Origin of the sequence: Stanieria cyanosphaera PCC 7437, assembly GCF_000317575.1 — a bacterium.
Taxonomy (GTDB): Bacteria; Cyanobacteriota; Cyanobacteriia; order Cyanobacteriales; family Xenococcaceae; genus Stanieria; species Stanieria cyanosphaera.
In genome coordinates this window covers 3,824,977-3,837,283 of sequence record NC_019748.1, presented here as the reverse complement: position 1 = coordinate 3,837,283, position 12,307 = coordinate 3,824,977, and the positions used below count along the sequence as shown (strand labels likewise).

10 protein-coding genes are annotated in these 12,307 nt (G+C 36.1%); 5 read left to right on the top strand and 5 right to left on the bottom strand.

All coding sequences use genetic code 11. From position 1 onward, the window contains the following. The first annotated feature begins 104 nt into the window (after window positions 1-104). Window positions 105-1,619, top strand: coding sequence for a threonine ammonia-lyase, biosynthetic (gene ilvA / locus STA7437_RS16645; protein WP_015194558.1), 1,515 nt, complete (start codon window positions 105-107; stop codon window positions 1,617-1,619). 240 nt (window positions 1,620-1,859) lie between these two features. On the opposite strand, the gene nblB is transcribed toward ilvA, so the two are convergent. The 3 genes from nblB to STA7437_RS16630 all read right to left on the bottom strand — a co-directional run bounded on the left by nblB (window position 1,860) and on the right by STA7437_RS16630 (window position 4,054). Continuing rightward, complete coding sequence (gene nblB / locus STA7437_RS16640; RefSeq protein WP_015194557.1) at window positions 1,860-2,522, bottom strand: phycobilisome degradation protein NblB; 663 nt, start codon at window positions 2,520-2,522, stop codon at window positions 1,860-1,862. Between the two features lie 49 nt (window positions 2,523-2,571). Next, the gene (locus tag STA7437_RS16635; RefSeq protein ID WP_015194556.1) at window positions 2,572-3,033 is read right to left on the bottom strand and encodes a CBS domain-containing protein; all 462 of its coding nucleotides are present in this window, start codon (window positions 3,031-3,033) and stop codon (window positions 2,572-2,574) included. A gap of 304 nt (window positions 3,034-3,337) precedes the next feature. Next, window positions 3,338-4,054: a RibD family protein gene (locus tag STA7437_RS16630; RefSeq protein WP_015194555.1), complete on the bottom strand. Its 717-nt coding sequence runs from the start codon at window positions 4,052-4,054 to the stop codon at window positions 3,338-3,340. An 83-nt stretch (window positions 4,055-4,137) separates the two neighbouring features. On the opposite strand from STA7437_RS16630, the gene STA7437_RS16625 reads away from it, so the two are divergent. Next, a complete protein-coding gene (locus STA7437_RS16625) occupies window positions 4,138-6,315 on the top strand; it encodes a sensor histidine kinase (RefSeq protein WP_015194554.1) in 2,178 nt (725 codons plus the stop codon). 145 nt (window positions 6,316-6,460) lie between these two features. Continuing rightward, complete coding sequence (locus STA7437_RS16620) at window positions 6,461-6,853, top strand: SHOCT domain-containing protein (protein ID WP_015194553.1); 393 nt, start codon at window positions 6,461-6,463, stop codon at window positions 6,851-6,853. A 2-nt stretch (window positions 6,854-6,855) separates the two neighbouring features. Here the strand turns inward: STA7437_RS16620 and STA7437_RS16615 are convergent, their stop codons facing one another. Beyond that, window positions 6,856-8,016 (bottom strand): glycosyltransferase family 4 protein, encoded by a 1,161-nt coding sequence (locus tag STA7437_RS16615; RefSeq protein WP_015194552.1) that lies wholly within the window; start codon window positions 8,014-8,016, stop codon window positions 6,856-6,858. Window positions 8,017-8,220: 204 nt separating this feature from the next. Here STA7437_RS16615 and STA7437_RS16610 point away from each other — a divergent pair, with 204 nt between their 5' ends. Further along, on the top strand, window positions 8,221-9,129 hold the full coding sequence (locus STA7437_RS16610; RefSeq protein WP_015194551.1) for an alpha/beta fold hydrolase: 909 nt from the start codon (window positions 8,221-8,223) through the stop codon (window positions 9,127-9,129). 193 nt (window positions 9,130-9,322) lie between these two features. Further along, window positions 9,323-11,803 carry a TetR/AcrR family transcriptional regulator gene (locus STA7437_RS24995; protein WP_015194550.1) on the top strand — a complete coding sequence of 827 codons (2,481 nt, stop codon included), beginning with the start codon at window positions 9,323-9,325 and terminating at the stop codon, window positions 11,801-11,803. Between the two features lie 3 nt (window positions 11,804-11,806). On the opposite strand, the gene STA7437_RS16600 is transcribed toward STA7437_RS24995, so the two are convergent. Next, on the bottom strand, window positions 11,807-12,280 hold the full coding sequence (locus tag STA7437_RS16600; RefSeq protein WP_015194549.1) for a DUF2243 domain-containing protein: 474 nt from the start codon (window positions 12,278-12,280) through the stop codon (window positions 11,807-11,809). Window positions 12,281-12,307 lie beyond the last annotated feature (27 nt).

The following is a 12,307-nucleotide window of genomic DNA, read 5'->3' as shown; positions in this document are numbered from 1 at the left end:
TAGCGCGCGATCGCTTTGATTCAATAAAAAGTAGTAAAAAATTATATTAATCTATAGTAAAATAACAGTCTATTAATATTTTGTAATCCTCACCTGCTCTACCAATGAACTCCGACTACTTGGAGAAAATTTTAACTGCTCGCGTTTATGATGTCGCTCAGGAATCTCCACTAGAATATGCACCCAATCTTTCCGCAAGATTGCAAAACAAACTTCTACTTAAAAGGGAAGATATGCAATCGGTGTTTTCCTTCAAACTGCGGGGAGCTTACAATAAAATGGCGCAATTATCTCCAGATATTTTGGCACAGGGAGTAATTGCAGCTTCGGCAGGAAATCATGCTCAAGGAGTAGCTTTAGCTGCTAGTAAGCTGGGAACTACGGCAATTATTGTCATGCCTGTAACTACACCTCAAGTAAAAGTCGATGCAGTAGCAGCTAGAGGCGGACAAGTAGTTTTACATGGGGATACTTATGATGATGCTTGTGCCTACGCTCGTCAATTAGAAGCAGAAAAAAACTTAACTTTTATTCATCCCTTTGACGATCCTGATGTAATTGCGGGACAGGGAACAATTGGCATGGAGATTTTACGACAATATCAACAGCCAATTGATGCAATTTTGGTAGCGATTGGAGGCGGTGGTTTAATTTCGGGAATTGCAGCTTATATTAAAAGATTACGCCCCGAAATCAAGATTATTGGTGTCGAACCAGTTGATGCTGATGCAATGTATCAATCTTTAAAAGCAGGTCAAAGAGTACGTTTGTCACAAGTAGGATTATTTGCTGATGGAGTAGCAGTAAGGGAAGTAGGAGCAGAAACTTTTCGTCTCTGTCAAAAATATGTTGATGAAATTATTCTGGTAAATACTGATGATACTTGTGCTGCCATTAAGGATGTCTTTGAGGATACTAGATCGATTTTAGAACCTGCTGGAGCATTAGCGATCGCAGGAGCAAAAGCTTATGTAGAAAGAGAAGGAATTGTCGACAAAACTTTGGTTGCGGTTGCTTGCGGAGCCAATATGAACTTTGATCGCCTTCGTTTTGTGGCAGAAAGAGCAGAATTAGGAGAAAGAAGAGAAGCGATCTTTGCAGTAACTATTCCTGAAGAAAGAGGCAGTTTTCGGAGATTTTGTCAGTGTTTGGGGCAACATAATTTAACCGAATTTAACTATCGCATTGCTGATGCCAAGCAAGCTCATTTTTTTGTCGGAATTCAAATTCAAAACCGTGCTGATGCAGATCTGATTAAGGCAACTTTGGAAAAATCTGACTTTAGTACAATTGATTTAACTGACGATGAATTGACTAAATTACACTTGCGCCACATGGTGGGAGGGCGATCGCCTTTAGCCAAGCATGAATTACTTTATCAGTTTGAGTTTCCCGAACGTCCAGGCGCATTGATTCGATTTCTCAATTCTATGAATCCTAATTGGAATATTAGTTTGTTTCACTATCGCAACAATGGTGCAGATTACGGCAAGATTGCGATGGGTATTCAAGTTCCTCCTGAAGAAATGTTAGAGTGGCAAGCTTTTTTAGAGACGATTGGTTATCGTTATTGGGATGAGAGTCAAAATCCTGTCTATAAATTATTTTTGGGACAGTAGGGATAATTCATGAATTATCCCTAGTGATATAGCGGTTCTCAGATTAATGAGATACAGTTCATTTTCCTGGTTAAGCGTTGATAGTTGAGACTTACGGTAGTGCGCTTCGCTTATGTTAATGGTTGATTATTCATCCCTCATAATTAGTAATTAGTAATTAGTAATTAGTAATTAGTAATTAGTAATTAGTAATTAGTAACTGGTAATCGTGTACCTCACCAAGAGCGAAAAAGGCTATATTTATTGATTTAAATTAATTCTGGCTTCGTGAGCAACTTGTTCAACTGAATCTTGACTTAATTGTGCGATCGCTTGTTGAGCTTCTTCACCTCCTAATCTACCCAAAGCTTGTGCTAAACGATAACGAATTTGCCAATCTTCATGATTAACAAAAGGAATTAACAATGGCACAGCACGAGGATTGCCTAATTCTCCCAAAGCACCAATAGCAGCAGTTTGTAATAAATTATTATCGGAGGTGAGAGCTTCTTGTAATAACTCAAAACCACGAGGTTCACCTAATTCACCCAAAGCAGCTACAATACTAAACTGAATTAGCCAGTCTGAAGTTTGGTGATAAAGTAAGGCTAAATCGTCATAAGCTTCTGTGAGTTTTAAACCAGCAATAGCATCGGCAGCAGCAGCTTGAACATCCGCTTCAGGGTCATTAAATAAGCGATCGCGTAAAATTTCCAAAGCACCAGTAGGATTATGAATCCCGACTGTATCTAATTGACTAATGGCTGCATAACGAACCCGAGTATTTTGATCTTTGACGATTGGTTTAACCAATTCAAAAGCTATCTCTGGTTCAATTTGCCTTAATAAATTAATCCCCCGAATGCGATCGCCGAAATCCTCAGAATTGAGTAACTCCCCTACAGATTCTGGTGTAATGCTCATTATTATTTTTATTTGTTATTTGTGGTTAATTATTCAGTAGAATTTTTAATTAAGATTCAGTTGCCATCATCCGAATAATGTCGCCTTGAGTAATAATACCTACGATATGGTTGTGTTCATCAATCACAGGCAGACGACGAATTCTTTTTTCGTGCATGAGATGGGCTGCTTCTTTGACTGATTGATGGGGTTTAATTGTGATAGGGCGATCGCTCATAACTTCAGCGACGGTTTGTCCTAAAGCTTTATGAATTTCTTTTTCATAACGAGCAGGATTTTGTAAATAAATTACACTATCAAGCAGCATAATATACGGTGGTGGATCGACTCCTGTTTCTTGCCACATTAAATCGGTTTCAGAGAGTACTCCGACTAGTTTTCCTGCTTCATCGACTACTGGTAATCCGCTAATTTTGTGTTCTGCTAGAATTTTGATTGCTTCTTTTAACGCAGTTTGAGGCGTTATCACAATCGGACTTGAGGTCATGACATCGGCAACAGTTTTGGTCATGCTGAAGTTGAAAATAAAGTTAACTGGTGGAATGACGAGTTAGCGCAGGCACTGAAGGGGCTGTGTGCTGAATAAGTTCAGCACCTTGTACGCCCCGTCCGTTAAACGGCAGTGTAGCGCGTGACTTAGGATTGTTTTTTACCACTTTTGGTGGTCATCGTAAACATCGGTTCTGAATTCTGAATCTGCTAAGGGACAGAAGAATCACGCTCTAATACCGATTACTTCATTTTAGGTAATTTCTGGAACGTTATTTCTGAAGCTGTAGCAGATTGTTACTTTAAATTAAGCTTCGTTAAACTGATTAATCTACAGGCGATCGCTTGACTCGATAATGTAAAAAAACTTCTTGTTCGATTTGTTTAACACTGATTAATTCTAGGTTAGTTGCTTGTGCAGCTAAAAATCCTTTTCCTTCGACTGGAGTAGGTGCGTCTTTACCACCAAAAATAACTGGACAAACAGTCAACCACAATTGATCGATTAAATTTTCTTTTAATAAAGAAGCAACTAATTCTCCTCCACCTAGAATAGCTAATCGGTTGATTCCTAATTTTTTTAATTGTTTGAAGATAGTTTGCCACGGATTGAGTTGAATCAAATCGGTAACCAAAATCTGTTCAAATTGTTGCCGTTGCTGCCATAATTTTGCTGCTTCAGCAGTAGTAATCAACCAACGAGGTATAGGTTGAGAAAAAAAACGCAGTTGGGAACTAAAGTTTCCCGAAGCAGAAACAACGATTTGGATCGGTTGATCCCGAAGATGTTGTTGTTGTCTTTGTTGTAATAATTGAGGATTAGTGACGGGTAAAGTTGTACCGTAAGCGCGTAAAGTTCCTGCACCAAATAATACTGCATCAACTAAAGCAACTTGTTCTTCTAGATGAACTTTATCTTGTGGTGAACCAAACCGAGCAGGCGATCGCTGATAATCAGAAATTTTGCCATCAGCGCTCATGGCCAAAATAACAGTGGTTTCAGGTCTATAATTGTAATTCACATTAAAATTAAATCTAATCATAAGCTGGCAAATGAAGCAGCAATAGATATCATTGAACAAGAACAGAAACAATCAAGGTAGCTCCAGCAAAAGCTCCAGCTTTTATGAGACTCGGTCAATCTTCTTTTCGTCGAATTTTACTCTCAAGGCTCTTGCTGTTGAGTGTACCCGTGTTATTGATGGGAGTATACGTTACCTATCGAAAAGCTCGTTCGGCTTTTTTGGAAACTGCCCGTCAAAATTTAACTGAAAGCGCCATTAGAAAAGGAGAGATAATTAAACAATCAATTGATGCTTTAAAAACTAATCTAGCTAGTGCTAGTGATACCGATATTCTCAAATCCAATTTTTCTACCAATCATCAAGATTTTATTACTCAACTAGGCGAAATTTTACCAACTAACATTTTATGCGTTCAACTAACAGATTTACAGACTAATAAAATTACTGCTACTACTTGTTCGGAAAGGATGAAAGTAGCTCCTAATTCTTGGTCACCACAAAAAAAACAACTTTTAACCACTTCCGATCAAATTAATATTAAACTTTTACTACCTTCAACTTCTTTATGGAGAGAAGCACAAAGCGTTACTGAAGATCCACCTCAAAGTCAACTCAAACTTTGGTTAACTGCGCCAGTTTATAATCGTCAGGGTAATTTGCGTTATGCCTTAAGTGTTAAAGCAGCTATCCTCAATCAAGAACGAGTCGAACCTGGTTCTCTTGATGGTTATCCTGTAGTGATCGATCAAAATGGTGTTATTTTGGCACATCCTTTTATTCAACGAGTAGGGCGGAATATTCAACAAATGCCTGATGCTCATCGCCTCCAAAGTTTATTAAGAAATGCGATCGCAGGTAAGCCAGATTTTCTTCATTTGTTTTATTTAGAAAAAGACGGTGTGGAGTTAGTTGCAGGTTATAGTTCTATTCCTAGTCCGATTACTCACGATCTTGAACAAAAATGGATTATTTTAGCGGTTACTCCTTTAGACGCTGCTTTATTACCGCTTAAAGATATTCGTCAAGTTTTATTTATTATGACTTTTTGTCTAATTTTAGCTAGTTCTTTGGCTACTCTTTATGTATCTAGAGAATTAGCTCGTCCGTTAGAACAATTGCGAGATTATGCTTTGAATAAAGAACATTTACATTCTCGCGATCGCCTTCCTGAAAACTTTCAAATTAGAGAATTTAATCAATTATCTTTAGCTCTCAATGAAATGGTAGCGCGATTAAAAACTTGGGGAGAAGAAATAGTTTCTGCTTGGAAAGAAGCCCAAAATGCTAATCAATTAAAAAGTGAATTTTTAGCTACGACCTCTCACGAATTAAGAACACCTCTCAATGGAATTATTAACTGTATTCGTTTGGTTAAAGAGGGTTATTGTGATAGCCAAGAAGAAGAAATTGATTTTTTACAACAAGCTGATGATGCTGCTATACATTTATTAGGAATTATTAATGATGTTTTAGATATTTCTAAAATTGAAGCAGGTAAATTATCAGTAACTTTAGAAAAAGTAGATTTGGCAAAAATTATTAATGAAGTAATAGATCTGCAAACAGTTCCGATTCAAAAAAAAGGATTGAAGTTTAAAACTCCAAAATGGCAAGAAGAAATTTTTGTCAATGCAGACCCTGCAAAACTAAAACAAATTTTGATTAATATTGTTGGTAATGCCGTAAAATTTACTGATTATGGTAGCATTGTTATTGATGTTAAAATCAAGGCAAACTCTTCACATCTTTTTTCTCAAGCGGCCCATGAAAAATTACTTCAAAGTAATTTTGAAAATCATGAATTATTTTTATCAGAATTATATAATCCAGTTGGGTCAATTCCAGAAAAAAGCCTTAATTTAAACATAGAAAATAATAATGAAACTGAATTAGTTGAAGAAAAAGTATTTCAGGAAAAAAGTTATTTACCTAGTCAAGTTCGACAGTTGATCGAGCCTAAAATTGACAGTTTTTTCGAGACACCAGAATTAGACCACAATCATTATTCTCCTCCTACAGTAGAGATTACGATTCAAGACACAGGCATTGGAATAGATCCTAATCAACAAGAAAAACTATTTCGTCCGTTTGTGATGGTAGATGGTTCTACAACTCGTAAATTTGGTGGTACAGGATTAGGTTTAGCAATTTCTCGTAATCTGATCGAATTGATGGGAGGAACAATTAGTTTATATAGTGCAGGAGAAGGACAAGGAACAATAGTAACTATCAGCATTCCTTTAGCGGGCAATTCTAATTTAGAACCAGATTCAAAATAGTTAATGGCAGTTTTTGAATTGATTCAGATACACCATTATTAGTTACTAATTACTAATTATGAGGGATGAATAATTAACCATTAACTATCAGCTATCAACAATTAACAATCAACCATCAATAAAAATAACATAATTGAGATTGCTTATGTCAATATTTGAACAGTTCTTAAACCATCCCAAAAATCGTCGTAATGCTGTAATTTTAGCTCTTTTAGGTGCAATCACTCCTTTAGCTGGATTACACAAGTTTTATTTAGGACAACCTCTTTGGGGCATCATCTATCTTCTGTTATGGTCAACACCAATGCCAAGAATTGCTTGTGCCATCGAAGCTATTTGGTATCTAATTCAAGACCAAGAACAATTTGAAGTTCAATTTAACGGTTTTAGTAGTCCTAGCAACAACATTGCAGCCAGTCAACAAGTAGGCGCGATCGCAAATGCTTTACGAGAATTAGACCGATTACGAGAAGATGGTTTACTTTCTGAATACGAGTTTGAACAGAAGCGTCGTCAGCTTTTAGAAAGAATTAGTTAAATCTAAGATTCAGAGGCTAATAACTGTTGTAATTGTTCTTTTAGTGCCTCTTGGCTAAATTTAGCTAGAGTTTCCCTCCTTAACCATTGACTATCACAACGTTGGTCATTTCCTTGCAAAATCTCTAAGCAAGCAGTAGCCACTGCATCAGGATCGCGGTGGGGAACACGCCAGCCTAAACGTCCATCCTGTAGAGGATCGGCTGAACCATCTGCATCACCAGCTAGTACTGGTTTCCCACAAGCCATCGCTTCTAAATAAACTATGCCAAATCCTTCTTGAGAAGGCATAATATAAACATCCGCCACTCGATAATGATCAACTAAAGCTTCTGTAGGAACAAAACCAGCAAAAACAACCTGTTGGGCAACTCCCAAATCCTGTGCTAATTGTTCCAAACGAGAGCGATCGTCACCGCGACCAATCACCAGATATTTAACATTAGGAAAACTGTGCAGAATTTTGGGTAAAGCACGAATTGTGACATCTACTCCTTTATAAATATCTCCAGACCATAATCTAGCAACAGTCATTAATACTTTGGCATCTCTCAAACCATATTTCTCAATTAATTCTAGAGGTTGGTTACCTGGAGTAAAAATACTACCATCAACCACACAGGGAAGAATTTTTACTTTGTTAGGATCAATTTGATTAGCTTGACAAGCGCGTTGGCAACTATAACGGCTAATTGTCCAAATACTAGCTGCTTGTTGTAAAGCTTGACGTTGATTTTGAGGTAGAGTGTCCCAAACTTCTTTACCATAAGTCAAAATAGTATAAGGAATACCCAATGCTTGACATAAAGTTTTAGTAAGAGTTGCTAATTTGATATGACCGCAATAAACTCGTTGAGGACGACGCAATAATAAACAAGTTAATAAAGATAAAGCTAGTTTAATTCTGCCACGCCAAGGAGGTAGAGTTTTGAGATAATGAAATTGAAATTGTTCTGTTGCGTAGGGATTTTGTTGTTCCAATTCATCTCGAAGTAAAAAAACTTCAGCTTGATAAGATTGAGATTGATTGAGATAGTTATATGCTTGAAAAATATCTTTTACATACGATTGAATACCACCCTCACACGTAAATATTTCAAGAAAGATGAATACGTGTTTTTTTACTAGTTTAGTAGTAGGAAGATTTGATTGGTTATGATTCACTTGAAGATTGAGCTAAATTTTCTTCTGCAAATTTAACTCAGGTTTAATTAAATAGTCATTAATTATTTAAAATTGATATAGCGGTTCTTAGTTTGATGAAATGCAAAAAACACCTCGATTTTTGTTGATTGTTAATAGTTGATTGAAATATACTTCATGAGTCTTAAAATTGCTATATAAACTTTAAAATGTTAATCTTAAATTATGAATCTAAATCAATCAAATAATTCCCCAGAATATCTTTTATTTGTTCAACATGGCTGGGATGATAATAGTAAAGATATTAGCAGATTAGCTCAAGCATTAATTAAAACTAATAATACTCTCTTAATTGCTCCTAGTTTAGGTAAGGTTAAAACTTGGCTTAGAATAGAACCACTGATTAAACACGTAGAACTAATTGCTACTAAAATAATTAATCAATATCCCCAAACACCAATCAAAATTATTGGTCATTCTATGGGTGGATTAATTTGGTTAGAAGTTCTTGAGCGTAATCCTCAATGGTGGCAAAAAGTACATTCTTTAATCTTAATTGGTTCACCGATTGGTGGCGCACATATAGCTAGAATGATCGATCCTTGGGAACTTGGAATCGGTATAGCTAGAGATTTGGGTAAAAATCGCCGTTTAATTGCAGAAAAAATTGCTCAAAATATCCCTACTTTAACTATTGCAGGAGAACTTGGTTTTGGCAGTGATGGTTTAGTTACTTTGGCAGCAACTAAATTTGATTACTGTCAATTTGTCTCTGTTTCAGGAATTGTTCACGCAGCTTTAAAATGTCATCCCCGTCTCGTGCCAATTATTCAAGATTTTTGGCAGATTCCTCAAATTACAGCAACTTTAGAAACGAATTTAGCTAATCAATTAATAAAAAAATTACAATCTTTACCAGGCATGACTGATGGTCATTGGCAATATTTTACAAAAGCGCAAATGTATTTTTCTTTTCCTGAAGGAATTGCTCTTTATACTTGGAAAAATTCGTTTGGAATCAATCATATTTTTGTATCCAATCAAGACCAAAAATGTCTTTATGCTGGTTATGTTGGTTGGTTGCACGCAGCACAATTACGTCAATCTCTAGTTAAATTAAAACAAGAAATATAGGATTTATTAATTTATTAGTTTTAACTCTTCAAAATTAACCAAATTTGTGAGCAATTTTTTTAATTAGGCTTGTTTGATCAAATATACTCAGCTTAAAAGTCAACAATCAAAGCTTCATTCAAGATAATTTATGAACCCAAATGGGAACAATAAAAGATATCTCAGAGATAATTGTTGGCATAAGCTTGTTGCTATGAAAATTAAATTTGATTACCGTTTTGATACGGAAGGTTTTTTTAATAATGCTCAAAAAAAAGCTGCTTTAGAAAAAGCTGGAGCAATTTGGTCATCTTTGTTGAAAGATGATTTTGAAACTATTCCTGTTGGTGTTGAATTTACTATAACTAATCCGACAAAAGGAAATTCTGAAAAAATTGTTTTAACACAAGAAATTGACGATCTTTTAATCTTTGTTGGTACAAATAATTTTGGCAATCAATCTAAGCAGTTAACTACCGTAGGAAGTTTGGGTGAAGCAAAAGTAGATGGTTTTGATCTACAAGGAGATATTTTTCAAAGAAGAATTAGTAATAATTTCCGCGGTAAAGGTGCTGTTAGCAATTTTGAACCATGGGCAGGAATAGTTACTTTTAATAATACAATTGACTGGGATTTTAGTTTTAATAATCCTAATACTCAAAAAATAGATTTTATTTCCGTTGCGCTTCATGAAATTGGTCATATTTTGGGATTTGGAACTTCTGCTATTTTTAATAAAATTGGTGGAGACGGAAAATTTGATGGAGTTAATGCGTTAGCTGTTAATAAAGGTAATCCCATTCCTTTAGAATCCGATTTAGCTCATGTTAAAGAAGGCTTTAATCAAAATACTGTTTTATTAGATCCTTTTAATAATCGAGGACGCAATTTACCAACACCAATAGATTTAGCTTTGTTGGCAGATATTGGTTACCAAATTGAAGGTTTTACTACTCAAGGAACAACACCATCCCTCGCTACTAATGGTTCCGAAACGATTTTTGGCTCAATTATTGCCGACAAATGGAGTGGGTTGGGTGGTAACGATACTATTCAGGGAAATGCAGGTAATGATACTCTCTTCGGTGGCGATGGTAATGATTTGATCTTTGGTGAAGTTGGAGAAGACTCACTCTTTGGTGAAAAAGGCAATGATCAACTCCAAGGAGGGGTAGGAAATGATTCTCTCTCTGGAGGAGACGGGAATGATTTTCTTTTTGGTCAAGATGGTAATGATACTTTATCAGGCGATCATGGTGACGACGAATTACAAGGAGGCGCACAACAAGACCACATTCGGGGAAATGCAGGTAATGATAATCTGTTTGGCGATGACGGGAATGATACTTTGTTTGGTAATGAAGGTAATGATTATTTATCAGGAGGAAATGGTAATGACATTTTAATTGGTGGAGAAGGTGATGATGCTTTAGACGGAAAGTCAGGAAGCGATCGCTTTAAATTTGATCTCAAGAGTGGGAAAGATACGATTAATGATTTTACTGTCGCTGAGGATATTATTGCAATCTCTAGTGATTTTGGTTTTAATACTCCCGAAGAAATTCTTAAAGCAATTACAAAAACTATTCCTACTACCAATGGAGGATTCTATTCTGAACTTGTTCTCTCTTCAGGTAATGTAATTAATATTTATCATAATGCTGCTCTAAAAGCAGCTAATTTTGAAATTAATCGTCCTTTGCGAGTTAGTGCCTTTAACTATAATAATTCTGGATTTGTGGTTAAGTTTAATCAAGCGATCGATCTAAAGAGTTTAAATCTCTACGATGGGCAAGATAGTACAAAAGATTTACCAGATCTGAGTTTGGTTAGTAATACTACTGGAAAAACTATAAAAGGTTCACTGATTTGGAATAATAAGAATAATACTCTTACCTTTGTTAAAACGGGTGGCATTCTAACTCCAGATGACTATACTTTAACTCTTGCTAGTCGAGCCGATAGTTTTATTAACTTACAAAAAGAATGGTTAGACGGAAATTTAGATGGTCAATCGGGCGGAAATGTAGTACAAAAATTCAAGGTTGCCAATCAAAACAAAAGAGTTTTATCCTTAGCAGATTTTAGTCGCGCACCAGGACATCCGATTGAGCTTTCTGGAACTAATCCTAATCAGGGTTGGGCAGTTAGCTTAGATAATGGTTCGGCAATTACTCAAGTAGATTTTACTTTAACTTACAATGCTGATATTCTCGGTGTGACTGATTTGTTAGTTAATCCCGATTTACCCGATAATTGGCAGATAATTAGCAAAAATCTGAGTAATCCTGGTAAAGCATCCATCTCTATTGAAGGAACTACTCCTCTAACCAAGGGTGAAGTCGATTTAGTTTTTCTCAAAGCACACATCAAACCAACTGCTGTTTATGGTAAGTCTAGTTTATTGGAGTTGACTTCGGTTAGCCTTAATCACGATAAAGTTGATGTAATTGGAGATAGTGCAGTTGCTCAAGTTGCTTATTTAGGAGACAGTAGTGGCAATAAAACCTACAGTGGTTTAGATGCTACCTTGATCTCTCGTTTAGCTGTTGGTCTTGATACAGGTTTAGATGCTTATCCTTTAACCGATCCTAATGCGATCGTAGATATTAATCGAGATGGAGTAATTTCTGCTTTGGATGCTTCGTTGGTCGCTCAACACGCTAATGGCAGAACAGTTGACTTAATTGCTTAAAAATTAATTTTCTACCTCAAGGGGCTGTTTTTGAATCAACCAACCAATAACAGCAACTACAAGACCAACTGCAATAAAACCCAAATCCCAAGCTAATTGATTAATTCCTGGTTTGACGTGATGTATTTGCAAAATATGATGATCGATGATGCCTTCAACTACATTAAACATACCAGCCCCAATCAGAATAGAACCAATCAAAGTAGAAGTTGACCAAGGCACATCATCTCTTTTTCCAGCTAACCACAGGGCAACAATTCCTGCGATCGTCATCAACCAATCAAAAACATGAAATAATCCATCTCCAATCGTATTTAATTCTAAACCAGCAACGGTTTGACTTGTTTCGATGTTAGTAAACATATGATGCCACTGCAAAAGCTGGTGAAAGACAATGCCATCAAAAAATCCACCTTGACCGATACCAAGTAAAATCCCCGCGATAATTAGGGGACGACGATTTAAATCAGTTTTCATCAGTTATCCGTAGGGGCAAGGCACAGC